Raw genomic sequence first — 23,589 nt, 5'->3', positions numbered from 1 at the left:
CGTCCGCCGCCGGTGCGCGCAGGCAGGCGATAATGGGGGAATGAACGAAAGCCATCACGATCCAGCCATTCTAGCCGACGCCGACGACTGGCGATCCCGCGACCTGGAGGTGCTGTGGCACCCCTGCACGCAGATGCGCGAGCATCCGGATACGCTGCCGCTGCTGCCGGTGGCCAGCGGCGACGGCGCCTGGCTGGTCGGCCCCGACGGGCGCCGCACCCTGGACGCGGTCTCGAGCTGGTGGGTGAACATCTTCGGCCACGCCGAGCCGCGCATCGCCGAGGCGATCGGCCGCCAGGCCCGCACCCTGGAGCACGTGATCCTGGCCGGCTGCTCGCACCTGCCCGCGGTGGAGCTGGCCGAACGGCTGCTGGCACTGGCCCCGCGCCAGCCCGGCCGCGACCCGCTGGCCAAGGTGTTCTACGCCGACAACGGCTCGGCCGGCATCGAGGTGGCGCTGAAGATGGCCTTCCAGTGGTTCCGCAACCGCGGCGACGAGCCGCGGCGGACGAAGTTCGTGGCGCTGGAGAACGGCTACCACGGCGAGACCATCGGCGCGCTGTCGGTGGGCGACATCCCACTGTACCGGCGGGTGTATGCGCCGCTGCTGATCGAAGCCCTGTTCGCCCCGTCCCCGGACGCCTACATGGCCGGCGACGCGGGTGATGCCGAAGCGCGCGCAGAAGCCGCTGCAGACGCGCTGGCGAGGCTGTTCGACGAGCATCCGGGCGAGATCTGCGCGCTGGTGCTCGAGCCGCTGGTGCAGTGCGCCGGCGGCATGCGCATGTACCACCCGACGTACCTCAGGCGCGCGCGCGAGCTGTGCGACGTGCACGGCGCGTTCCTGATCGCCGACGAGATCGCGGTCGGCTTCGGCCGCACCGGCACCCTGTTCGCCTGCGAGCAGGCGGGTATCCAGCCCGACCTGATGTGCCTGTCCAAGGGCCTGACCGGCGGCTTCCTGCCGCTGGCGGCGGTGCTGGCCACGCAGTCGATCTATGACGGCTTCCTGGACGAGTCGCGCGAGCGCGCCTTCCTGCACTCGCACAGCTACACCGGCAACCCGCTGGCCTGCGCCGCCGCGCTGGCGACCCTGGACATCTTCGAATCCGACGACGTGCTGGCCCGCAACCGCGAGACCGCGCAGCGAATGGCCATGCTTGCCGCGCCGCTGGCCGACCACCCGCACGTGGCCGAGGTGCGCCAGACCGGCATGATCCTGGCCATCGAACTGGCGCAGGACGGCAATCCGAACACCCCGTTCGACCCCGCCCGCCGCGTCGGCCTGCGCGCCTATCGCGCCGCGGTCGAGCGCGGCGTCCTGCTGCGCCCGCTTGGCGACGTGCTGTACTGGATGCCGCCCTACTGCATCACCGAAGACGAGCTGCAGCTGCTGGCCGGGGTCACCCGCATCGCCATCGACGAGGCCACCGCGTGCGACTGAACCGCGCCTACGTCGACACCCCGCTGGCGAAGGGCGCCCGGATCGCCCTGCCGGAACCGGCGGCGCAGCACCTGCTGCGTGTTCTGCGGCTGCGCCAGGGCGATGCCTGCGCGCTCTTCAACGGCGACGGCAACGACTACGACGCCCGCATCACCGCCGCGGGCAAGCGCGGCGGCGAGGTGGAGATCCTCGGCGCCGAGGCGGTCGACAACGAGTCACCGCTGCGCATCACCCTGCTCCAGGGCATCGCCCGCGGCGAGAAGATGGATCTCATCCTGCAGAAGACGACCGAACTGGGCGTGGCCGCCTTCATCCCGGCCAGCAGCCAGCGCAGCGAAGTGAAGCTGGACGCGGCGCGCGCGCAAAAGCGCCTGGCGCACTGGAACAGCGTGGTCGCCTCGGCCTGCGAGCAGTGCGGCCGCGCGCGCGTTCCCGGGGTGGCGCCACCGGCATCCCTGGAGGACGCGCTGGCAGCGCTGGCCGACAGCGGCCCGCGCCTGCTGCTGGATCCTTTCGCGCAGGCCACGGTTGCCAGCCTGGATCCACCGCCAGGCGCCTCGCTCGTCATCGCCGTCGGCCCCGAGGGCGGCTGGTCGCCACGCGACCGGCAGGCGCTTGAGTCCGCCGGCTTCACCGGCATCCGCCTCGGCCCGCGGGTGCTGCGCACGGAAACCGCCGGCCTGGCCGCAATTGCGGCCCTGCAGGCCCGGTTCGGAGACCTCTGACGAAACCGGACAGGGGGCCGCGCTACAGCGCGGCGTCGATCCGGGCGGCGACCGCGTCCAGGTCGGGAACCAGGGCGCGATCCTTGTTGAGCATCACGCTGGCAAGGGCGCCATCGGGAAGCGATTCGTCGGCATCGGGCACCAGCGCGCCGCGGGACACGGTGACCAGGCGCGGGAAGCCCTGGGTCAGCAGCGCGAAGTAGGGCCGGCGCGGATTGCCGTCGAAGGCCTTGAGCACCGCGACCTTGCTGCCCAGGTCGCCGGCTTCCTCCGGCGCGGTACCCGCCAGGCGCGCCCAGGCCACCAGCGGCAGCTGCCAGCCGCGCCAGCGGATGCTGCCCAGGATCCAGTCCGGTGCGCCTTCCAGCGGCTCGGGCGGCGCGAATGACAGCACCTCGGACACGGTGGCGTTGGGCAACAGCAAGCGGCCGCCCGCGATCTGGATCAGCACGCCCCGGATGTCGTTGGGCGTGTCGTTGTGATCGGGTTGGCTCACGATTCCTGGTCCTCGAGATCGGCACCGGCCGCACGCCCGGGCGGCGGCCAGCGCTCCATCAGCTGTTCTGCAATCTGCGCCGGGCTGGCCGCGCTGCCGCCCAGCTCCGCCAGCCGGCGGGTGGCAGCGGGGTCGAAGTTGTCTTCCGGGGCCTGACCAAGCACCAGGGCGCCCTGCCCGGCGCGGGCCATGGCCTCGCCGACCAGCTCCGGATCGCTGCCGCTCAGGAACAGGATCGCGCTGTCGTCGGCAGGCAGCCCGTCCGGCAAACCTTGGCCCCCGGCCGCGTCCTCGACGAACAGCAGCCGGCCCTTGTCACGGACGACCGCCATCCCGGGGGGCAGGAAGTAAACGTGTCCCGGCTCGATCCCGGCGCCCGTCTCGGCAAGCGCCACGGTGAGGATCGTGGCCCGGTCCATCTGCCGGACCAGGCGGTCGTAGCGGCCGCCGTCCAGGCGCATGCGCACCAGCAGCGGGCGCGGGAACCCGTCATGCAGCGCGGCCAGCAGCTGGCGCACCGCGTCGGGCCCGCCCAGGCCGGCCTCCACCACCACGGCCCCGCGCTCGGGGCCGTGCCCATAGCTGTCCACGTCGGCGAGACTGAGGCCGGAAATGCGCGCTTCCAGCGCGTCCAGATCCGGAGCATCCGGCTCCGCCGAGGGGCCGGCGACCAGCGGGCCGGGTTCGTCGACCAGGCTGAGGGCATCACCGCCGGTCACCGCCGGTGCGGGGCCGGTTTCAGCCGCCGGAACTTCATCGTCCGGCCGTGCGGCGGACGCGGGTTCGTCGGCATCATCGGTCGACATCCTCGCCAGCCACCCTTCCAGGCCCTCGTCGGCCGGAACGTCGTCGACGATCTCCCGCGCCTCCTGCCGGATCGACTGGAAGTCTTCCTCGGACACCTCCGGCACCTGCGACTGCAGCGGGCCGGGTGCCAGCTGCCAGTCCTCCTCCGGTTCGGTGCCCGGCGGAAGGACGTCGTCATGGCGGTTGAGCTTGGCCCGCAGGTGGCGCACCCAGCGCGCCGCGTCCCAGCCCGAGCGCCTGGCGGCCAGCTCGGCCTCGTCGAAGATCACCAGGATGCCGGGATCCGACAACAGCGGCTCCCAGGCATCCAGCGCATCCTCGATCGCCTGCTCCAGCGCCACCAGCACCGCCTGCGGCGCGGCGGAGACGACCTCGTCCATGGAGCCGCTTCCCGGGTCGGCCGTCGCGACCAACTGCGCACCGGCTTCTCCAAGCGCCTGCTGCAGGCGCTCGCGCGCTTCGCCTTCGCGCGCGAGCAGCGCGACCCGTGCGCCCTGCTCAGTCATTCGGCTTCTCCAGGCCGAGCAGCTCGTACACGTTGTGGACCAGCTCGGTCTCCTGGTACGGCTTGCCGAGATAGCGTTCAACGCCGATCTCGAACGCCCGCTGGCGATGCTTCTCGCCGGTACGCGAGGTGATCATCACGATCGGCACCCCGCGCAGCCGCGCCTCGGCCTTCATGTGCGTGGCCAGCTCGTAGCCGTCCATGCGCGGCATCTCGATGTCCAGCAGCATCAGATCGGGAACCCGCTCGTCCATGCGCTCGATCGCATCGATGCCGTCGCGCGCGGTCACCACTTCGAAGTTGTGGCGCTCGAGCACGCGGCCGGTGACCTTGCGCATGGTGACCGAGTCGTCGACCACCATCACCAGCGGCACCTGGCGCCGCTCCTCGGCCTGCGCCACCGGCGCGGCGTCCTGCGGCATGGCGGCGTGCCTGCGCGCCAGCGGAGCCACGTCCAGGATCACCCGCACGCTGCCGTCGCCCATGATGGTGGCGCCGAAGATGCCGGGCAGCGAAGCGACCTGCGGCCCGACCGGCTTCACCACGATCTCGCGGTTGCCCAGGATCTGGTCGACCGCCACCGCGGCGCGCAGGTCACCGGCGCCGACCAGCAGAAGCGGCATCTGCAGGTGGCCCTCGGCCCGCGCCGGCGCCTGGCCCACCAGGCGGCCCAAGTCGTGCAGCGCGTACTCTTCGCCGCCGTATTCGTAGACCCCGCCGGCATCGGCCAGCGCCTCGCGCTGGATGCGGCCGACGCCGCGCACCGATGCGATCGGCACCGCGAAGCTGGTCTCGCCGATCTGCACGAACACCGCCTGGGTCACCGCCAGCGTCTGCGGCAGGCGCAGGGTGAAGGTGGTGCCCTGGCCCTTGCGCGTGCTGATCTCCAGCGTGCCGCCAAGCTGGCGCACTTCGCTGGCGACCACGTCCATGCCCACGCCGCGGCCGGCCAGGCGGCTGACCTCGTCGGTAGTGGTGAAGCCGGGCTCGAAGATCATCGCGTCCAGCGCGCCGTCCGACAGCACCGCGTCCGGCTTGACCAGCCCGCGCTCCTCGGCCCGGCGGCGGATGCCGCCACGATCCAGGCCGCGGCCATCGTCGGACACCGCCAGCACCACTTCCGAACCCTCGCGGCGGATGGTGATCCGGACTTCGCCCTCCTCGGCTTTCTTCGCCTTGCGGCGCGCCTTGGGATCCTCCAGGCCATGAACCACGGCGTTGCGCAGCATGTGCTCCAGCGGCGCGGTCATGCGTTCCAGGACGTTGCGGTCGAGTTCGCCCTGGGCGCCGTCCAGGCGCAGCTGCACCTGCTTGCCGGTTTCCGTCGACGCCTGGCGCACCACCCGGCGCAGGCGCGGCAGCAGGGCGTCGAAGGGCACCATGCGGGTGCGCATCAGGCCTTCCTGCAGCTCCGAGCTGACCCGCGACTGCTGGGTGAGCAGGGTCTCGTACTGGCGGGTCAGATCGTCCAGCGTGCCCTGCAGACTGGTCATGTCGGCGGCCGATTCGGCCAGCGCGCGCGAGAGCTGCTGCAGGGTGGAGAAGCGGTCGAGTTCGAGCGGATCGAAGGTCGCGTCCGGCGTGTCGGACTCGCGCTGGTAGCGGGCGATGATCTGCGCTTCGGTCTCGCTGTCCAGGCGCCGGAGCTGGTCGCGCAGACGCATGTTGGTCTGCTCCATCTCGCTCATCGCGCCGCGGAACGCGCCCAGCTGCTGCTCCAGGCGGGCGCGGTAGATGGCGACCTCGCCGGCGTAGTTGACCAGGCGGTCGAGCAGGTCGGCGCGGATGCGCACCTGCTCCTGCGGCGCGCGCACGGAGATGTCGTCTTCGCCGGCGTCGGCATCGCCGAAGACCGGCGGCGACAGCGGATCCAGAACCACCTTGGGCGCGTACACCGGCTGCCCGGCCGGCGCGGTGTCGCCGGAAACGCGGTTCTCGAAATCACCGATCAATTCCAGCGACGGCGAGATCGCACGCTGCCTGCCGACCCGGGTGACCATCACGTGCAGACGGTCGAAGCCGCGCTGGAGCAGGGTCACGCCTTCACGGTCGAGCTCACTGCGGCTTTCGGCCACTGACTCGAGCAGCGACTCCATCGCGTGGCCCAGCTCGCCGATCGGCATCAGGCCGGCCATGCGCGCGCCGCCCTTGATGGTGTGCAGGTCGCGCTGCAGCCCGACCACGCTTTCGCGGTCGCCGGGCTCGTCGCCCAGCTTCGCGAGCAGGTCGTCGGAGTGGTCGAGCAGGTCGCTGGCCTCCTCGACGAATATCTCGATCAGCTCGGCGTCCAGGCCCTCCAGATCGAGGGGCTCGTTCGGGTCACCGGTCTCGGCGGAGGCTTCGGCTTCGAGGCGCTCGGCTTCGAGGCGTTCGGCCTCGATACGCTCTGCCTCGATACGCTCTGCCTCGATACGCTGTGCCTCGATGCGTTCGGCCTCGATACGTTCGGCTTCGATACGCTCGGCTTCGACGCGTTCGGCTTCGACGCGCTCTGCCTCGATACGCTCTGCCTCGATGCGTTCGGCCTCGAGGCGCTCGGCTTCGATACGTTCGGCTTCGATACGTTCGGCTTCGAGGCGTTCGGCTTCGAGGCGTTCGGCTTCGGCGCGTTCGGCTTCGGCGCGTTCGGCTTCGGCGCGCTCGGCCTCGATGCGTTCGGCCTCGATGCGTTCGGCCTCGATACGTTCGGCTTCGATACGTTCTGCTTCGATACGTTCTGCTTCGACGCGCTCGGCCTCGATGCGTTCGGCCTCGATGCGTTCGGCCTCGATGCGTTCGGCCTCGATACGTTCGGCTTCGATACGTTCTGCTTCGACGCGCTCGGCCTCGATCCGCTCGGCTTCGAGTCGTTCGGCTTCGACGCGTTCGGCTTCGACGCGTTCGGCTTCAAGTCGTTCGGCCTCGATGCGCTCGGCTTCGGCGCGTTCGCTTTCGAGACGCTCGGCCTCCAGGCATTCGGCATCCACTTCCGGGCTGTCCGGCGCGTCGGGTGCCAGCATCTCGTGGAGCGGCGCGCGGGCGGCTTCTGGCAGTGCGTCCCGCAGCGCGGCCCAGCGCGATGCCAGCGCGCCGCACTCGGGGACGCCGGGCTGGCTGGACTTCAGGCCTTCGATGGACGCGCGCACCAGCGCCGCCAGCTCACCCATCGCATCGACGGCTTCAGCGCCGGCGCTGTCGCCGGCGACCAGCAGGCGGCGCACCCAGGATTCGGCCGGGGCCAGCACCGCGGTGATGGCCGGCACTTCCGCCATCGCGAAAGCGCCGTTCATGGTGTGAACCGCGCGCAGCAGGGCCTCGTCGGCATTGGCGGATCCGGAAGCGGCCGATTCCAGCCAGCCGTCGACCACGGCGAGGTGTCCGGTGACTTCGGTGTCGAGGATTTCCAGCAGGAGCTCATCGACCTGGGCCGGAACCATCTCCGGCAGCGGAGCCGCCGCTTCACCGGGCTCAACGGCCTGGACTGCTTCGACTTCGGCTTCGGCCTCAACCGCGCCAGGCCCGGCCGGGTCAACCGGCTCATCGGGCTGCGGCGCCGGAACGGATTCCCCGGCGGGCGCGGCGCGCAGCGGGGACTGCGGCATGGCCTCGTCGCCTGCCGCGATGCGCTCGGCATCGGCCTCCAGGGTCGCAAGGTCGACCTGGATGCCGTGCTCGCCCTTCAGCGCCGCCAGCAGGCTGGGCAGCGCGTGGAAGGCGTGGTCGACCACGGCAAGCACGGCCGGCGTGGCCGGGCGGCTGCCGTCGAGCACGCGGTTGAGCAGGCTCTCGACCTTCCAGCTGAACTCGCCCAGGGTGCGGGCGCCGACCAGGCGGCCGCTGCCCTTGAGGGTGTGGAACACGCGGCGGATCGGGCGCAGGCGCTCCAGATCCTCGGGCGCATCGCGCCACGGCGGCAGCAGGGTGTCGAGGTTGTCGATTTCTTCGGCGAACTCTTCCAGAAAGACTTCGCGGATCTCGTCGTCGATTTCGTCGCCGGTGGCTTCGAAGCCGCCGCTGGCACCGACCTGGATCGGCGCCGCGGCCGTGGCCGGAACCGCCGCTTCCGCCTGGCCGGCTTCGGCGTCGGAATCGCCCGGGGCGTCGGCCGCCGGCTGGCTGCGATCCTGGAACGCGGCAACCGTGGCCGCCGCGTCCGTTTCGTCGGGCACCATTTCAGCCGGCGCCACGTCATCCGTTTCGAGCTGTACCGGCTCTTCCGGCAGCGGCCAGTAGCCCAGGGCCTCCAGGCTGTTGCGGGCGATGTCGAGGATGTCCTGGCGGTTGCCGCGATGCTCGCGCAGCGCTTCCAGGTAGTACTCGAGGCTGGCCAGGGTGTCGGCGAGGGTGTCGAGCTGGCGGCCATTGGGCACCCGGCGGCGGCCGAGCAGCTCGGTCTCGGTGAACCTGCACACCCCGGTCAGGAAGTCCGCGGGCTGCTGCAGATCCAGCATGCGCAGGGCACCGGCGACTTCGCTCAGCAGCCGCGGCACCTCGACCAGCTCGCCGTGATCCCAGCTGGTCTCCACGAACGCCACGAACGCCTGGCGCGCATCGGCGAAGTTGGCGATCGCCTCGCGGGCAATGACCTCGATGGCCTTGCGCGATTCGCCGGCCAGCGGATCCTGTTCGTCGTCGGCGCCGCCCGCGCCCAGCCGGGCAACCTGTTCATCCAGCGATGCGTCCACGTACAGCAGCGAGCCGGCGATATCCAGCAGCGCGTCCTCGCTGGCGGCGCGGTCGCCGCGCACGATCGCGTCCACCGCGTTGCGCTGGTCGAGCACCACCGTACGCGCCACGCCAAGGCCGAGCATGCCGAGCGTGTCGGCCACCTGGTCGAGCACTTCGACCTGAGGCTCCAGCCCGGCCGGGCTGCCCGCGCCGGTGCGCAGGTGCAGGTCGAGCGCATCCTTGACCCGCAGCAGGTCTTCCTTCACCGCCGCCGCAACGGTGTCCAGCAGCGCGCGATTGCGGCCGCTCAGGCTGCCGCGGGCATGGGTGATTTCGTCCTCGCTGGGCGTGGCCTGCTCAAGCTCGAAGGTCGTGCGCAGCTCGCCCAGCGCGGGATGGTCGCCGTTGCTGCCGGCGACGTGGAACAGCACCTGGCGGGTCGCCTCCAGCGCCAGCTCCGGGCCTGCGAACGCGTCCTCTCCGCCCGCGTGGCGCCCGGCCTCGCGAACCACGCTGGAAAACGCCTGGCGCAAGCCGGCACCGGCCTCGATCGCGCCGTCGGCGACCGCCTGCATCACCCGCTGGGCGACCCACAGCATCCGCCGCACGGCTTCGTCACCGGTACGCGGAAGCCGGGACTGGATGGCGGCCGCGAATCCGGCCGCATCCGCGGGCGCGCCGCCCTCGGGCCACGCCCGCATCCACTCCGCCAGATCCCCGGCCCGGTCTGCGCCAGCTTCGGCTGCATCGTCGGGATCGGCCTGGGCGACGCCGTCGGGAACCGGCCGCTCCAGATCCGGGGTGAACAGCACGCTTTCGCTCAGCCCGGCCGCACCGCGCGCCGCGCGCAGCTCGTTGAGCAGCGGCATGAGCACGATCGGGATGTCCTTGTGCCCGCCCTGCAGCCGCTCCAGGTAGTCGGGCAGCAGCACCGCGCCGCGCATCAGCGTGGCGCAGGCGGCGTCGCGATCGGACCCCTCGTTGTTCTGCAGCGCCTGGGCCAGGCGCTCCATTTCCTCGGCCACCATCGCCGGCGCATACAGCTCGACCATGCGCAGGGTGCCCTGCACCTGGTGCAGGTAGCCGGCGCAGAAGCGCATCCGGCTGGTATCGGCCGGATCCTCGACGAAGGCCTCGATCTCAAGCCGCGCCTGGGCCAGGGTCTCGTCGAGCTCCGGCTTGACCCAGCCCAGCGCGGTGTAGTCGATCGCGTCGCGAAGCGCCATCGTCATCGTGCGCCCCCTTGCGGGTGCGCGCGCGCTGCGCTGCATTGGCTGCAGTTGCGGGTCATGTCCTTCCCGGTCTCCGCGGTCAGGCCGGCAGCTTGAAGTCGGCGACCGAGCGGCGCAGATCCGCGGCGAGCTGGGCCAGGTTGCCGATGGACTCGGCGGTCTGGTTGGCGCCCTGCGAGGTCTGCGCGGTGATCGACTGGATGGTGCCCATCGTCTCGGTGATGTTGGTCGCCGCCGCCGACTGCTGCTGGGCGGCACTGGAGATGCCCTGAATCAGGTCGGCCAGGCTGGTGGACACGCTTTCGATCTCGCCCAGCGCGGTGCCTGCGTCCTCGGCCAGGCGCGCACCGGCCACCACCTCGGAGGTGGTCTGCTCCATCGAGCTGACCGCTTCGTTGGTATCGGACTGAATCGTCTCGACCAGGGTCTCGATGCGCTTGGTCGCGTTGGACGCGCGCTCGGCCAGTCGCTGCACTTCGTCGGCCACGACCGCGAAGCCGCGGCCCGCTTCACCGGCCGACGCCGCCTGGATGGCCGCGTTCAGCGCCAGGATGTTGGTCTGCTCGGAGATGTCGTTGATCAGTTCAACGATCGAGCCGATCTCCTGGGAGCTTTCGCCCAGGCGCTTGATGCGCTTGGAGGTCTCCTGGATCTGGTCGCGGATCGAGTCCATGCCGGCGATCGTCTCGCGCACCACGCCCGCGCCCTTGGTCGCGATCTGCACCGAGCGCTGGGCCACGTCGGCCGATTCGGCGGAGTTCTTGGAGACCTGGTCGATGCTGGCCGCGATCTCGGTGATGCGGTTGGAGGCGGAAGTGATCTCGCGCGCCTGGTGCTCGGCGGCCTCGGCCAGGTGCATGGCGGTGGCCTGGGTCTCCTGGGCGCTGGAGGAAACCTGCACCGAAGTGTCGTTGATGGTCTGCACCAGGTTGCGCAGCTGCTCGACCGCGAAGTTGATCGAGTCCGCGATCGCGCCGGTCATGTCCTCGGTGACCGTGGCCTTCACCGTCAGGTCGCCTTCTGCCAGCGAGCCCATTTCATCCAGCAGGCGCATGATCGCCTCCTGGTTGCGGTTGTTGAGCTCCATGGTGGTTTCGTAACGCTCGCGCTGGGCGCGGTTGAGGCTGAACACCAGGCCGACGATGGCGGCCAGTGCCAGGGCGCCGAACAGGATGCTGATCCAGATGTTGCCCAGGATGCTGGTGTCGGCCATCGAGCCGAACGCGGTGAAGGCCTGGAACAGGCTTTCGCTGTCGGCCAGCAGGCGGTCGGAACCGCCGGTGATCGCCGCGGCGGCGGCCTGCGCGCCGGACAGGCTCGGCGCCGCCTCGAGAACCGAATCCAGCGCCGGACGGATCTCGCCCCAGAGCGTGTCCACCTGGTCGAGCGCGGCCAGCGCGCTGGAGTTGGTCAGCGGCTGCACGTTGAGGTTTTCGTCGCCCGCGCGCAGGCCCACGCGCACCTGCTCGAACAGGCTCACCCGCCGCTGCAGCGTGTCGGCGGCGCCGACGGCGCCGTCGCCACCGGCCTGGATCTCGGTCACGAAGCGCACCATGTCACCGGTCAGCACCACCTCGCGCAGCGCCATGTAGACCTGCGACGCGGGCGAGCCGGTGTTGGACATCGCGCGCACCAGTTCGTCCAGCTGCGCCTGCAGGCCCGGCACGCCCTGGATGAAGCGTTCGGCGCTGCCCGCCAGGCCCAGCACCGTGTCCTGGCTGTCGATCACCTGCTGCGCGTTCTGCCCGATCGGCTCCCAGGTCGCGGCGACCGTCTGGATCGGGCCGGACACGCCGGCGGTATCGCCGAAGCCGGACTGCAGGCCGGCGATGTCGCCGTCGATCTGCGCCTTGGTGTCGCGGAACGCCTGGTAGGCGGCGCTGTCACCGGCCACCGCCTCACGGCCCTGGATCGCCAGCCGCTGCGAGTTCACCTGCAGGTTGGATGCCGCCGAACTGGCACCACCCAGCTGCGCCGCCTTCCAGATCGCGTAGCCGGTGTTGGCGCCGAAGATCAACAGCGCGACAGCCAGCACGGTCAGCCAGAAGTTGGTGCCCAGGTTGCGGCCCTTGCCGGCGACGGTATCCACTACTGTGCTCATGATCGTGTCCCAGTTGCTATGCGATGCGGCCTATGCCGCGGCCTGTCTGAATTCCGGCGTGCGCGACAGCCGGTCAAGGCTGAAGATCCCCCACGCGTGGTCGTCCACCCGGTAGGCGCGCTCGATGAAGTGCACGTAGCGCCCCTCGGCGAGTCCTTCGGGTTCCTGCTGTTGCTCCTGCTGGAAGCTGCGCTGGCCGTACATCTCGTCGATGGTCACCGCCACGTCGCCGCCGGGCTGACGCACGATCAGCACGCGCTGGCCTTCGTGCAGCACGGTGCGCTCGCCTTCCAGGAACTGCTTGAGATCCACGATCGGCAGCAGGTTGCCGCGGATGTTGGCCACCCCCAGCATCCACGGCTGCGCGCCGGGAACCTGCGTGACCTGCGGCATCGGCAGCACTTCCAGCACCTCGTCGAAGCCCGAGGCCAGGCGGCGCGCGCCGATGCGGTAGCCGACGCCACGCCACAGCCCGGGCGCATCCAGCTGCTCCGGCAGCCCGACCTCATGCGCCAGCGAGCGGCGCTCGTAGTCGAGCAGGATGCCGAACGGGTCGCCAGGGCCGGCCTTGGTGCGCTCCGTGCTCACGTGGCGGCGCCGAGCAGCCCGTCGATGCTGCCGATCAGATCCGCCTCGCTCGGCGGCTTGACCAGGTAGCCGCGCGCGCCCTGGCGCATGCCCCAGGCGCGGTCGGTCTCCATGCCCTTGGTGCTCACGATCACCACCGGGATGTGGCTGGTATCCGGGTCGCGCGACAGCGCACGGGTGGCCTGGAAGCCGTTCATCCCGGGCAGCACCACGTCCATGATCACCAGGTCCGGGAGCTCGCGCCTGCACACCGCGATGCCGTCCTCGGCGCTCTCCGAAGCCAGCACCTGGTGGCCGTTGCGTTCAAGCAGCTGGGTCAGGACCGCCGTGTCGGTCGGCGAGTCTTCGATCAACAGGATTCGTGCCATGGATGTGCCTGCCCCCCGGTCAGGCGTTGACGTGCTTGCGGATGGCGTCGAGGAGTTCCTCGCGCGTGAATGGCTTGGTGACGTACTGCTCGGAACCGACGATGCGTCCGCGCGCCTTGTCGAACAGGCCGTCCTTGGAGGACAGCATGATCACCGGCGTGGACTTGAACAGCTGGTTGTTCTTGATCAGCGCACAGGTCTGGTAGCCATCCAGGCGCGGCATCATGATGTCGACGAAAATGATCTGCGGCTGCTGATCCGCGATCTTCGCCAGCGCCTCGAAGCCATCGACCGCCGTGGTGACCTCGGCCCCTTCCCTTCGGAGCAGCGTCTCGGCGGTACGGCGGATCGTCTTCGAGTCGTCGATCACCATGACCCGCAGGCCTTCAAGGCTGCCGACGGGTTTGTCTTGTGCAGTCATCAAATTTTCCCCTGGCGCGACGGCGCGATTACCAGCGTCGCTGCGAACGCGACATATATCCCGATCGATGGCCGGGCTGTCAAGCACGTGATGCCGGTTTTTCCGCATCCGTGGACGCAGCGCACGCCTTTTACGCAGGCACCTGCTGCTAAGATCCGGTCACTCCCGCCGCCCCCAGGTTGACGCTGCCGCCATGGTGCTTGATGTCGTCGTCGTGATGGATCCGATCGGTTCGATCAACGTTGCGAAGGACTCGACCTTCGCCATGTTGCTGGCCGCCCAGAGGCGCGGACACCGCCTGCATTACGTCATGCCCGGCGGGCTGTCGGTGACCGACGGCGTCGCCCATGGACGCATGGCGTCGCTTTCCGTGCGCGACGATCCGGACAACTGGCATGAACTGGGATCGGAGTCACGCCGCGCGTTCGGCCCGGGCGACGTCATCCTGATGCGCCGCGACCCGCCCGTCGACCCGGAATACGTGTACGACACCCAGATCCTGGGACTGGCCCAGGCGGCCGGCGCGCGGGTGGTGAACGACCCGCGCGGGCTGCGCGATCTGAACGAAAAACTGGCCGCGCTGGAGTTCCCCCAATGCTGCCCGCCGACCCTGGTTTCACGCAGCGCGGCGGAGCTGAAAGAATTCGTGGCTGAACAGGGCGAAGCGGTGCTCAAGCCGCTGGACGGAATGGGCGGGCGCTCGATTTTCCGCACCCGGCCCGGCGATCCCAACCTGGCGGTGATCCTGGAAACGCTCACCGACAACGGCCGGCGCACGGCGATGGCCCAGCGCTACCTGCCCGAGATCGTCGAGGGCGACAAGCGCATCCTGCTCATCGACGGCGAGCCGGTGCCCTACTGCCTGGCGCGGATCCCGCAGGGCGACGACTTCCGCGGCAACCTCGCCGTGGGCGGCCGCGGCGAGGGCCGGCCGCTGAGCGAACGCGACCGCTGGATCGCCGCCCAGGTGGGCCCGGAGATGAAGCGCCGCGGCATGGTGTTCGTCGGACTGGACGTGATCGGCGACTGGCTGACCGAGGTCAACGTCACCAGCCCCACCTGCATCCGCGAACTGGACGCGCAGTACGGCCTGGACATCGCCGGCGACCTGTTCGCCGCGATCGAGGCCGGATGCTGACGCCACACTCCCGATGAGCCTTGCGATCGCGCCGTCCGGGCCGCAGGTCGGCGACCAGCAGCGGCTGGGCGCCACCATGGTGCTGTCGCTGCTGCTGCACGGCATGCTGGTGCTCGGGCTCGGCTTCACCCTGGACGACGCCGCGCCGGTGACGCCGACGCTGGACGTGATCCTGACCGAGACCACCAGCCCGCTGACGGTGAGCCAGGCGGACTTCCTGGCCCAGGCCAGCAACCAGGGCGGCGGCGAGCACGAGCAGAGCCGGCGTCCGCGCGAATCCCAGCTCGGGCTGGCACCGCGCGACGAGCCCGGCATCGCCCCGGAGGCGATGCGCGCGCAGTCGCCCGACGCGCAGCCGCCGCCGCAGGCCCGCGTCGTCAGCAGCCATCGCGGCGAACAGGCCGTGGCCACGCCGGATCCGACGCCGCAGAGCGAGCCGAACCTGCTTCCCCAGGGCCCCGACCGGGTCGAGCGCGACATGGAAATGGCGCGCCTGGCGGCCGAGATCCACCTGCGCTCGGAGCTGTACGCCAAGCGTCCCAAGCGCAAGTTCGTTTCCGCCAGCACCCAGGAATACGCCTACGCGGCCTACCTGCGGCAGTGGGTGGATCGGGTGGAGCGGATCGGCAACCTCAACTATCCGGACGAGGCGCGCCGGCGCCAGCTGGCCGGCGAACTGGTCATCAGCGTGGCGATCCGCCGCGACGGCTCGGTGGAGAACGCGCAGGTGATCCGCTCCAGCGGCACCCGCCTGCTCGACGACGCCGCGCTGCGCATCGCCAGGCTGGCGGAGCCCTACCCGCCCCTGCCGCGCACCGAGGAGGACATCGACATCCTCCACGTCACCCGCACCTGGCAGTTCCTGCCCGCCGGCACCCTGGTCGACGGCTGACCGGGCGCTACAGCGGCCGCCACACCGGGCCTTCGCCGCGGCGCCAGTACACCGCGACCGCGCGGCCGTAGAACGCATCCACCGGAACCAGCCCGAAGTGGCGGCCGTCATGACTGCCGCCGCGGTGGTCGCCCATCACCAGCGCCATGCCGGCAGGCACTTCAAACCGGGGCACGTCCGGGCCGCCGCCGCGGCGCAGATCCAGCGGCACGCTGCGGCCGGGGAAGATCTCCACCGCGCGCAGCGGGCCCGAGGCAAGCGCCTGGCCGTTGATGCGCAGCCGGCCATCGACCACCTCCACGGTGTCTCCGCCCACCGCGACCAGCCGCTTGATCAGGCGGGTGCCGTCCTCGGGCGAGGAAAACACCACCACTTCGCCGGGCGCGGGATCGCGCACATCGATCAGGTCACGGCTGCTGAAGGGAAGCCGCCAGCCGTACGCGCGCATGTCCACCGCCACCCGGTCGCCCGGCTGCAGGTTGGGCTGCATCGAGCCGGAAGGCACGTGGTAGTGGTTGGCGAACGAGGAGCGCGCCACCAGCATCAGCAGCACGAGCACCGCCAGGGGCAGGATCTCGGCGCGCATCCATGCCAGGGCCCTGCGGCTGCGGGGGTTTGCGGTCGGGGTCTGCTGCATCGTGGGCTCCAAAGGGCCCGGACGCCTCAACGGGCGCTGCGCAGGGCCTGCTGCTGTTCCAGGGTCAGGGCGACATTGTCGCGAAGATACGCCGGTTCGACCCGCTCGGGCGCCACGAGTTCACCGCGCTCCCAGGCCCTGGCAGCCAGCCGGGCCACGTCGGCCGCGCGCGGCAGCGCGGCGGCGTCCACCGCCGGCACCTGCGCGACCAGGCGGGCCCGCAGCGCCGCGTCCGCCGCGGCGAAGCCGGTGCCCATGCCCTGCCAGGCACCTTCGGCGGCCGGCAGTTCGACCGCCTCCGGCGCGCACACCGTTTCCGCGCCGAGCGCGCGGACATCATCGCCCGACCGCATGAACGCGCCGGCGTAGACCTCGCCCATGCGCGCGTCGATCGCCGCCAGCACCGGCCCCGGCTGCGGTGCGCGCATGGCCAGCGCGGCCAGGGTGGACACAGGCAGCATCGGCAGATCCAGCCCCAGCGCGATGCCCTGGGCCAGCGCGATCCCCAGCCGAACCCCGGTGAAGGCACCCGGCCCGCGGCCGATCGCGATGGCATCCAGCTGCGTTCGCGCCAGGCCCGCCTCGGCCAACAGCGCCTGGGCCCAGGGCAGGGCCAGCTCGGCGTGGCGGCGCGGCGCGATCTCGAAGCGCTCCAGCACCTCGCCGTCGCGCCAGACCGCGACCGAACAGGCCTCGGTGGAGGTTTCCAATGCAAGCAGGTTCATGCGCGACGTACGGCAGCAAGCGGCAGACGGCACAGGATACGGACGCGCGCAGCGGACTGCACTGCCCCCATGCGCTGCGGGCCGGTCAGCCCTCCGCTTCGCCGGTCGACCCGTTGCCCACCATCGCCGGTGGGAACGCGGGAGCCGCTTCCAGCCCGTTGAGGATCTCGCCGAAGTTCACCCGGCCCTCGGGGTTGTGCAGGCACGGCGTGTTGAACATGCCCACCACGTAGGTGTTCGGCCCCTTGTTCAGGCCCGAATCCAGCGCATACACGTTGCCGGTGCCCGGCTCGACCGCCGCCAGGTTCACCCCGCCGTTGTCGAGCCGACGGAAACGGGTGATCTCCCAGCCCGCCTCCTGCCAGCGCGCGTGTACGTCTTCGATGATCTGCCCGGCGTCCTCGTTGCGGGCCGCACCGCGCACCCCGACCCAGATGTAGTAGACGTCGTCGCGATCCCGGGCCTCGCCGCCCTCGGGAATCTCACAGCGGTTCACCCGCACCGTGAACTTCTCGCGGGTGAGCGGAAGGCCGGAGAAAAACGCCTCGACCTGCGGCGCGATCTCGCGCGCCGCCTGCAAACTGTTCTTGGTCTCCATGGCGCCTACCTCTACTCCATCCACCGAACCCTGACAAGCAACGGCGCCCATCAACAGCAGCGCGGCAGCCGCGGCCCTCACCGGACGCCGTGACCGGTTCAGCGGAACTCCCGGGTGGTCACCATCTGTTCGTTGCCGGTCACGATGTAGCCCTGGTTGCGCAGCGACTCGCTGCCGGATGTCCAGTAGCCCGAATGGCCGGAAGCACCGCCATTGGCGATCCGGGTTCCGCCGAAGCCGTCATTCACCGGATTGGTGCCGTGGATGAAGCCGGGGACGAACCGGATCTCATCATCATCGGCCATCGTCGTCCAGAGGCTGCCGTTGTCGATGCTCAGCTCATCGGCGCTGCCCACGCCCATGCCGGGGCTGCCGGCCACGATGATGTTGTCCACCCCGAGGCCGCCGGTACCGTCACGATCGGCATGGCCAACCACGGTCGAACCGTAGGAGTGGCCGATCACGGTCAGGTTCGCGCCCTCGTCGCCCTGGTGCGATGCACGCAGCCCATGGGTGAACTCGCGCAGCGCGGGTGCGCCGTCACGTGCCGGGCCGGCACCGGTGGCGGCAGCCAGGTTGTTGGGGGCGTCATAGCCGAGCCAGACGATGGTGGAGGTGGTGGCCTCGTCGTCGATGAGCTCGGCCTGCGCCTTCAGGTCGCCCATGCGGTCGATGTTGCCGCCGATGCTGGCGACCGTGGAAGTGGTGCCGGGAACGAAGATCGCCACGTTGTCGGCGGTATCCGGGTTGCTGACCGCGACGATGGCCATCGCATCGGTACCGCCCTCCTGCGGCGTGTAGCCGAGCAGGAACAGGTGCCCGGAAGGATCCACCTGGCCGCGGGAATCCTCGATCCGGGTCAGCAGATCCTGTGCGGCCTGATCGCCGCCGGCGGCCTGCTGGCGCAGAACCTCCATGTTCGCTTCGTGCCTGATCTCGGAGGGCACGCCGTCCATCGCGCCGATCTCTGCGCCGTAGGTGGACAGGTAGTTCGACTGCTCCTGAGGCGACAGGCCGCCCCACCACTCCGCGTTGAGCGCCGCATCCTGCTCCGGGGACATGCCCCCGACGGGGCACATGACCGGCTGCTCGCGGGTGCCGATGCAGCGGTCGCCGGGCGGCGGCAGGGCCGGACAGGCGTTGGGATCCGGCAGGCCGGGATAGGTGGTCTGGGTGGAACCAACGGGCGGGCTCATGGCCGACACTCCAACCGTCTCGTTGACGTTGCCGGTGAAAATGGCACGAAACCGGTCCCGCCGGAACTAGGGCAAACCCTTGTCGGAGCCGCCAGCGCCGCCGAAAAACGCCTGCACATGCCCCACCTCGCGGGTCACCGCGAACGGCGGCATGGAGTCCAGGAACACCCGCCCGTAGCCCTTCGTGGTCAGCCGCGGATCGCACAGCACCAGCACCCCGCGGTCGCGTTCGCTGCGGATCAGCCGGCCCACGCCCTGCTTGAGCGCGATCACCGCCTGCGGCAGCTGCTCGTCAAAGAACGGATTGCCGCCGGCCCGCCGGATCGCATCCAGCCGCGCCTCGAACACCGGATCGTCCGGCGCCGCGAACGGCAGCTTGTCGATCACCACCACGCTCAGCGCATCGCCGGGCACGTCCACGCCCTCGCGGAAGCTGGCCGACCCCAGCAGCACCCCGTTGCCGGACTCGCGGAAGCGCTGCAGCAGCACGTGCCGCGGCGCTTCGCCCTGCACGAACAGCGGCCACGGCCCGTCGCGCAGCAGGCCCGCGGTCTCGCGCAGCGCGCGGTGGGAGGCGAACAGCAGGAAGGCGCGGCCGCCGGAGGCGTGCAGCACAGGCAGCACCGCGTCCAGCACCGCCGCGCTGTAGTCGCGCGCGGCCGGGGCCGGCAGGCCGGGCGGCAGGTAGCACAGCGCCTGGCCCGGCCAGTCGAACGGGCCGGGCGCCATCAGCGTGCGCGGCTCCTCAAGACCCAGCCGCGAGGCGATATGGTCGAAGCGTCCGTCCACCGCCAGCGTGGCCGAGGTGAACACCCACGCCGCCATCGACGCCTCCCGGTGCGCGCGCAGCGGCCCGGCCACGTCCAGCGGCGTGCGCTGCAGGCGGAAACCGCGCGCCGACAGCTCGTACCAGCGCACGTCGTCGTCGGTTTCGCCCTCTCCACCGCGCCAGCGCTGCAGCCGGCTGCCGAAGTCCACCGCGCGGGCGTGGCAGGCATCAAGCGCCGGGGAACCCTCGCGCAGCGGCTCCAGCGCCCAGGCCAGTTCCTGCAGGCATGTGGCCACCCCGTCCAGCGCCTCCTGCACCGCGGTTTCGTCCTGCAGCCGCACCAGGGTGCCGCGCAGGGGCAGCGGCTCCATCTGCGCGCGCAGCGCGCGCACCGACTGCTCCAGCGCCTGCGCCGGCGCCTGCAGCACCGACAGCGCGCCGTCGACATCGCCGCTCTCCGTGATTGCATCGCGCGCCAGCTCCACCAGCGGCCGCGCGCTCAGGGCCTCGCCGAAGAACTGCGCGGCCAGCTCCGGCAGCTGGTGCGCCTCGTCGACCACGAACGCCTGCGCCCCGGGCAGGATCTCGCCGAAGCCCTCCTGCTTGAGCGCCAGATCTGCCAGCAGCAGGTGGTGGTTGACCACCACCATGTCGGCCGACTGGGCGCGCTGGCGGGCCTGGACGACGAAGCATTCGCTCCAGAACGGGCACTCGCTGCCCAGGCAGTTGTCGACGGTGGAGGTCACCATCGGGATCAGCGGCGAGCCTTCCGGCAGCGCCTCCAGCTCGGCCAGGTCGCCCATCCGGGTGCGCCCGGCCCAGGTCACCACGCGCTGGAACAGCGCCACCTGGTCGCGGCTGCTGAAGCGCGGCTCGCCCTTGGCCCGCTCCAGCCGGTGCCGGCACAGGTAGTTGGCCCGGCCCTTGAGCAGGGCGATGCGCGGGTTCACGCCCAGCGCATCGCGCACCGCCGGCAGGTCGCGATGGAACAGCTGATCCTGCAGCGCCCTGGTGCCGGTGGAGACGATGGTCTTCAGCCCCGACAGCAGCGCCGGCACCAGGTAGGCGAAGGTCTTGCCGGTGCCGGTGCCCGCCTCGGCCAGCAGGCAGCCGCGGTCTTCCAGTGCCTGCGCGATCGCCGTGGAGAGCTCCTGCTGCGCCGGCCTGGGCACGAAGCCCGGCAGCGCGGCGGCCAGCGGCCCCTCGTCGCCAAGGGCCTCATGCACCGCCTGCTCCAGCGGCGGAGCCTCGGCCTGGATCCCCTGAATGCCCACCGCGCCGCCGCTCAGTACCGCACGGGGCCGGTGACCCGGCAGGCCTGGATCTGCTCGCTGGCGGACGCGGCGCCCGCCGCATCGCCCTCGCCCAGCCGCAGCTGCTCGAGCGTGGCCCAGTGCCGCCGGCACAGCGGGCCGACCCGGGCGCCCAGCGCGTAGGCACGCTCGGCCAGGCTGCCGGCCAGCGCGCGGTCACCCTGCAGCAGGGCCACTTCGGCCCGCTCCTGCATCAGTGCCGGATCGTCGGGCACCACCGCCATCGCCTCGTCCAGCGCGGCCGCCGCAGCGGCAAAATCGCCGGCCGCCTCCAGCCGCGCCGCATCGGCACGCAGGTCTTCCACGCGCGGATCGCGCAGCGGCTGCACCGCCAGCTCGGCGTCGTCGCCGGCCGCGTGGGCGCGGACGGCGGCCACCATCTCCGCCGGTGCCGGCCCGCCGGGCACGGCCCGCTGTCCGGGGCCGGCCGCACAGCCGGCGATGAGCAGGGAAATGACGGCTGCCGCCGGGAAGAACTTCACCGTGCGCGTCATGGTTCGATCGCCGGGGGGTCGGGAGCCGGCGTCGGCTGCGTGGGCTCGCGCTCGTCCAGGCCGAACCAGCTGCGCCAGCCGCGCCGCGCCGGTCGCGGCGCGGGCGCGGGCGTGGCACCTGGCGTGCCGGCGTAGGCGCCGTCGGCAGCTTCCTGCGGGCCCTGGTAGCACGGCTGGTAGGCCGGGGCGAAGCCGGGCACGAAGGCATACCGGCGCGCCTGCGGGCAGTCGGAGTCGGTGCTGTACCCGTGCGCGACCCAGCGCCAGTCCAGCCCGCCCTCGCCCACTTCCAGCGGCGCGCTGGGCAGGCGCGAGAACATGTCCGACCACACCCGCATGGCGCCGGTGGCGCCGTACAGCCCGGTCGCCTCGTTGCGGTCGTTGCCCATCCACACCACCGCCAGGTGGTCGCCCGTCCAGCCGGCGAACCAGCTGTCGCGGCCGTCGTTGCTGGTGCCGGTCTTGCCGGCCGCCTGCAGGTGCCCCAGGCCGTCGTCGACCAGCCGGCGCGCGGTGCCGCTGGTGACCGCGCGCTGCAGGGCCAGGGTGACCAGTCGCACGGCCACCGCGTCGCCGGCCTGGGCCTCGCCCACGCCGTGGTCGTAGCGGTTCACGGTCACCCCTTCGTCGTTGATCACCCCGCGCACCATGCGCAGGGTCTGGAACTCGCCGCCGGAGGCGAGGAACTGGTAGAGCTGGGCCATCGCGTACGGGCTCTGGTCGAGCGAACCCAGGATCAGCGACGGATTGGGCTGGGCCTCGATCCCGGCCAGGGTGCCGATCAGGGCGGCCAGCCGGCGCGGATCGATCTGCATGCCCAGCCGCACCGTGGCCTGGTTGTAGGAGCGGGCCAGCGCGTCCATCAGCGGCACCACGCCGTGGCTGCGGTTGTCGGCGTTGGCGGGCGTCCAGCGCTGGCCGTTGGGCAGGGTCACGGTCACCGGCGCATCGTCGATCGGGCTGGCCAGCGACCAGTCCCCCGGCAGCGCCAGCGCCAGCAGGTACACGAACGGCTTGAGCAGCGAGCCCACCGGCCGCTGCGCCTCGATCGCGCGGTTGAATCCGTGCTGGCCCGGATCGCGGTTGCCCACCACCGCCAGCACCTCGCCGCTGTGCACGTCGGTGAGCACCAGCGCGGACTGCAGTTCGGGCCGGTCGTCGCTGCCCAGTGATTCGATGGTGCGCGTCACCGCGCCCTCGGCGTAGCCCTGCGCCGAGGGCGACATCGCCGTCATCACGCTCAGGCCGGCGCCCTGCAGCTCGCTGGCGTCGTAGTCGCTGGCCAGCTGCTGGCGCACCAGATCCACGTAGGCGGGGAAGCGGTTGGCGGCCAGGCTGCCCGGCCGGTCGGTCACCCCCAGCGGCGCGGCCAGCGCGCGCTGGTAGGCCTCCTCGTCAAGCAGCCCGGTGGAATGCATCTGCGCCAGGGCGAAGTCGCGGCGCTCGCGGGCGCGCTCCGGGTGCCGGCGCGGGTCGTACCAGGACGGCCCGCGAATCATGCCCACCAGCAGCGCCACGTGCTCGGGATCCAGATCCTCCAGCCGGCGGCCGAACCAGAACTCGGCGCCGGCGGCCACGCCGCGGATCGCCTGCGCGCCGCGCTGGCCCACGTACACCTGGTTCAGGTACGTCTCCATGATCATGCCCTTTTCGTAGCGGGCCTCGATCAGCAACGCGTAGATAATCTCGTTGAACTTGCGCGACCAGGTCTGCTCGCGGCCGATCCCGAACAGCCCCGAGCGGGCCAGCTGCTGGGTCAGGGTGCTGCCGCCCTGGCGGGTGGAGCGGGTGCGCAGGTTGACCCAGGCCGCGCGGGCCATACCGCTCAGGTCGATGCCGCGGTGGCGGGCGAAGTCGCGATCCTCCACCGCCTGCAGGGTATCGGTCACCAGCACGGGCACGTCCTCCACCCGCACCATCCGGCGCTCCTCCTGGCGGGCACCGTACAGGGTGGCGATCCGCGCCGGGTCGAGCCTCACCTGCTCCAGCGCCTCGCCCTGGCCGTCGCGCAGGCGCGAGACGCGCCCGCCTGCCAGCCGGACTTCGACCTGCGAGGGTGCCACCAGGCCGCCCACGTCACGGAAACCGTGGCTGGAGATGAGCCAGCGGCCCTCCTCTCCATCGACGTTCCAGGTGCCGGGCCGCAGCCCGTCACCCTCGCGGTAGCCGGCCGCCTGCAGCTCGTGGCGCAGGGTCTGCGCGTCCAGCGCCAGGCCCGGGGCAAGCTGCAGCGGCCGCGCATAGACCCGGGTCGGCTCCTGCCAGGTCAGCGCGGCGAACTGCTCGCTGAGCAGGCTGTTCAGGTACAGCGTGTAGGGAATGAGGAAGCCGAGCCCCAGCCCCACCAGCGCCAGCCCCCAGACCAGCACGCGGCGGCGCCAGGGGCTGCGCGGGCTGTCGGGATGCGGGTCGTCTTCGTCGTACTTCAGTCGGGCCATGGAACCTCGATCCCGCCGCAGCGGGATGCCGGCAAATGCAACAATGTCATCCGTG

18 protein-coding genes and 2 pseudogenes are annotated in these 23,589 nt (G+C 71.2%); 5 read left to right on the top strand and 15 right to left on the bottom strand.

All coding sequences use genetic code 11. From position 1 onward, the window contains the following. Positions 1 to 40: 40 nt before the first annotated feature. Positions 41 to 1,444, top strand: coding sequence for an adenosylmethionine--8-amino-7-oxononanoate transaminase (bioA, locus tag ACOZ90_RS10380; protein WP_422893579.1), 1,404 nt, complete (start codon positions 41 to 43; stop codon positions 1,442 to 1,444). After that, entirely contained in the window at positions 1,435 to 2,169 is a 735-nt protein-coding gene (locus ACOZ90_RS10375) for a 16S rRNA (uracil(1498)-N(3))-methyltransferase (protein WP_422893578.1), read from the top strand. Before bioA ends, ACOZ90_RS10375 begins: the two co-directional genes overlap by 10 nt. 22 nt (positions 2,170 to 2,191) lie before the next feature. Here the strand turns inward: ACOZ90_RS10375 and ACOZ90_RS10370 are convergent, their stop codons facing one another. The 3 genes and pseudogenes from ACOZ90_RS10370 to ACOZ90_RS10360 all read right to left on the bottom strand — a co-directional run. After that, positions 2,192 to 2,665: a chemotaxis protein CheW gene (locus tag ACOZ90_RS10370; protein ID WP_422893577.1), complete on the bottom strand. Its 474-nt coding sequence runs from the start codon at positions 2,663 to 2,665 to the stop codon at positions 2,192 to 2,194. After that, positions 2,662 to 3,978 (bottom strand): chemotaxis protein CheB, encoded by a 1,317-nt coding sequence (locus tag ACOZ90_RS10365; RefSeq protein WP_422893576.1) that lies wholly within the window; start codon positions 3,976 to 3,978, stop codon positions 2,662 to 2,664. The genes ACOZ90_RS10370 and ACOZ90_RS10365 overlap by 4 nt, the downstream gene beginning before the upstream one ends. Beyond that, positions 3,971 to 6,247, bottom strand: a pseudogene (locus ACOZ90_RS10360) (response regulator); the annotation flags it as partial. The gene ACOZ90_RS10365 and the pseudogene ACOZ90_RS10360, both read right to left, overlap by 8 nt. Positions 6,248 to 6,393: 146 nt before the next feature. Between ACOZ90_RS10360 and ACOZ90_RS10355 the strand changes: the two are divergent. Beyond that, positions 6,394 to 7,209 carry a pentapeptide repeat-containing protein gene (locus ACOZ90_RS10355; protein WP_422893672.1) on the top strand — a complete coding sequence of 272 codons (816 nt, stop codon included), beginning with the start codon at positions 6,394 to 6,396 and terminating at the stop codon, positions 7,207 to 7,209. 454 nt (positions 7,210 to 7,663) lie between these two features. Here the strand turns inward: ACOZ90_RS10355 and ACOZ90_RS10350 are convergent. The 5 genes and pseudogenes from ACOZ90_RS10350 to pilG all read right to left on the bottom strand — a co-directional run. Beyond that, positions 7,664 to 9,850: pseudogene (locus ACOZ90_RS10350) on the bottom strand (Hpt domain-containing protein); the annotation flags it as partial. Positions 9,851 to 9,935: 85 nt separating this feature from the next. Beyond that, complete coding sequence (locus ACOZ90_RS10345) at positions 9,936 to 11,957, bottom strand: methyl-accepting chemotaxis protein (protein WP_422893575.1); 2,022 nt, start codon at positions 11,955 to 11,957, stop codon at positions 9,936 to 9,938. Positions 11,958 to 11,987: 30 nt separating this feature from the next. After that, complete coding sequence (locus ACOZ90_RS10340) at positions 11,988 to 12,545, bottom strand: chemotaxis protein CheW (protein ID WP_422893574.1); 558 nt, start codon at positions 12,543 to 12,545, stop codon at positions 11,988 to 11,990. Then, entirely contained in the window at positions 12,542 to 12,913 is a 372-nt protein-coding gene (locus ACOZ90_RS10335; protein ID WP_422893573.1) for a response regulator, read from the bottom strand. The genes ACOZ90_RS10340 and ACOZ90_RS10335 overlap by 4 nt, the downstream gene beginning before the upstream one ends. Before the next feature lie 19 nt (positions 12,914 to 12,932). Beyond that, complete coding sequence (pilG, locus tag ACOZ90_RS10330) at positions 12,933 to 13,334, bottom strand: twitching motility response regulator PilG (RefSeq protein WP_422893572.1); 402 nt, start codon at positions 13,332 to 13,334, stop codon at positions 12,933 to 12,935. Positions 13,335 to 13,527: 193 nt separating this feature from the next. Between pilG and gshB the strand changes: the two genes are divergently transcribed. Both gshB and ACOZ90_RS10320 read left to right on the top strand, forming a co-directional pair. Then, positions 13,528 to 14,472, top strand: coding sequence for a glutathione synthase (gene gshB / locus ACOZ90_RS10325; RefSeq protein WP_422893571.1), 945 nt, complete (start codon positions 13,528 to 13,530; stop codon positions 14,470 to 14,472). A 13-nt stretch (positions 14,473 to 14,485) separates the two neighbouring features. Continuing rightward, positions 14,486 to 15,364, top strand: a complete 879-nt coding sequence (locus tag ACOZ90_RS10320) for an energy transducer TonB (protein ID WP_422893570.1) — start codon at positions 14,486 to 14,488, stop codon at positions 15,362 to 15,364. Positions 15,365 to 15,371: 7 nt separating this feature from the next. Here ACOZ90_RS10320 and lepB read toward each other — a convergent pair whose 3' ends face one another. From lepB to mrcB, 7 genes are all read right to left on the bottom strand, one after another. Continuing rightward, positions 15,372 to 16,001 carry a signal peptidase I gene (lepB, locus tag ACOZ90_RS10315; protein WP_422893569.1) on the bottom strand — a complete coding sequence of 210 codons (630 nt, stop codon included), beginning with the start codon at positions 15,999 to 16,001 and terminating at the stop codon, positions 15,372 to 15,374. Between the two features lie 26 nt (positions 16,002 to 16,027). Then, the gene (tsaB, locus tag ACOZ90_RS10310) at positions 16,028 to 16,726 is read right to left on the bottom strand and encodes a tRNA (adenosine(37)-N6)-threonylcarbamoyltransferase complex dimerization subunit type 1 TsaB (RefSeq protein WP_422893568.1); all 699 of its coding nucleotides are present in this window, start codon (positions 16,724 to 16,726) and stop codon (positions 16,028 to 16,030) included. An 85-nt stretch (positions 16,727 to 16,811) separates the two neighbouring features. After that, positions 16,812 to 17,324: a hypothetical protein gene (locus tag ACOZ90_RS10305; RefSeq protein ID WP_422893567.1), complete on the bottom strand. Its 513-nt coding sequence runs from the start codon at positions 17,322 to 17,324 to the stop codon at positions 16,812 to 16,814. Between the two features lie 98 nt (positions 17,325 to 17,422). Beyond that, complete coding sequence (locus tag ACOZ90_RS10300) at positions 17,423 to 18,520, bottom strand: alpha/beta hydrolase (RefSeq protein ID WP_422893566.1); 1,098 nt, start codon at positions 18,518 to 18,520, stop codon at positions 17,423 to 17,425. A 66-nt stretch (positions 18,521 to 18,586) separates the two neighbouring features. Further along, positions 18,587 to 20,563: a DNA repair helicase YoaA gene (gene yoaA, locus ACOZ90_RS10295; RefSeq protein WP_422893565.1), complete on the bottom strand. Its 1,977-nt coding sequence runs from the start codon at positions 20,561 to 20,563 to the stop codon at positions 18,587 to 18,589. Positions 20,564 to 20,574: 11 nt separating this feature from the next. Further along, a complete protein-coding gene (locus tag ACOZ90_RS10290; RefSeq protein ID WP_422893564.1) occupies positions 20,575 to 21,096 on the bottom strand; it encodes a hypothetical protein in 522 nt (173 codons plus the stop codon). Further along, complete coding sequence (gene mrcB, locus ACOZ90_RS10285) at positions 21,093 to 23,534, bottom strand: penicillin-binding protein 1B (RefSeq protein WP_422893563.1); 2,442 nt, start codon at positions 23,532 to 23,534, stop codon at positions 21,093 to 21,095. Before mrcB ends, ACOZ90_RS10290 begins: the two co-directional genes overlap by 4 nt. Between the last annotated feature and the right edge of the window lie 55 nt (positions 23,535 to 23,589).

Origin of the sequence: Luteimonas dalianensis (genome assembly GCF_049339425.1) — a bacterium.
GTDB lineage: Bacteria > Pseudomonadota > Gammaproteobacteria > Xanthomonadales > Xanthomonadaceae > Luteimonas > Luteimonas dalianensis.
This window is presented reverse-complemented; position numbering and strand designations above follow the sequence as displayed.

Bases quoted from the DNA above. Each gene is read 5' to 3' on its own strand.
- ACOZ90_RS10300 (WP_422893566.1), bottom strand. From the start codon at position 18,520: ATGAGCCCGCCCGTTGGTTCCACCCAGACCACCTATCCCGGCCTGCCG.
- pilG (WP_422893572.1), bottom strand. From the start codon at position 13,334: ATGACTGCACAAGACAAACCCGTCGGCAGCCTTGAAGGCCTGCGGGTC.
- ACOZ90_RS10305 (WP_422893567.1), bottom strand. From the start codon at position 17,324: ATGGAGACCAAGAACAGTTTGCAGGCGGCGCGCGAGATCGCGCCGCAG.
- ACOZ90_RS10290 (WP_422893564.1), bottom strand. From the start codon at position 21,096: ATGACGCGCACGGTGAAGTTCTTCCCGGCGGCAGCCGTCATTTCCCTG.
- lepB (WP_422893569.1), bottom strand. From the start codon at position 16,001: ATGCAGCAGACCCCGACCGCAAACCCCCGCAGCCGCAGGGCCCTGGCA.
- ACOZ90_RS10365 (WP_422893576.1), bottom strand. From the start codon at position 3,978: ATGACTGAGCAGGGCGCACGGGTCGCGCTGCTCGCGCGCGAAGGCGAA.
- ACOZ90_RS10320 (WP_422893570.1), top strand. From the start codon at position 14,486: ATGAGCCTTGCGATCGCGCCGTCCGGGCCGCAGGTCGGCGACCAGCAG.
- ACOZ90_RS10345 (WP_422893575.1), bottom strand. From the start codon at position 11,957: ATGAGCACAGTAGTGGATACCGTCGCCGGCAAGGGCCGCAACCTGGGC.
- tsaB (WP_422893568.1), bottom strand. From the start codon at position 16,726: ATGAACCTGCTTGCATTGGAAACCTCCACCGAGGCCTGTTCGGTCGCG.
- gshB (WP_422893571.1), top strand. From the start codon at position 13,528: ATGGTGCTTGATGTCGTCGTCGTGATGGATCCGATCGGTTCGATCAAC.
- bioA (WP_422893579.1), top strand. From the start codon at position 41: ATGAACGAAAGCCATCACGATCCAGCCATTCTAGCCGACGCCGACGAC.
- ACOZ90_RS10335 (WP_422893573.1), bottom strand. From the start codon at position 12,913: ATGGCACGAATCCTGTTGATCGAAGACTCGCCGACCGACACGGCGGTC.
- mrcB (WP_422893563.1), bottom strand. From the start codon at position 23,534: ATGGCCCGACTGAAGTACGACGAAGACGACCCGCATCCCGACAGCCCG.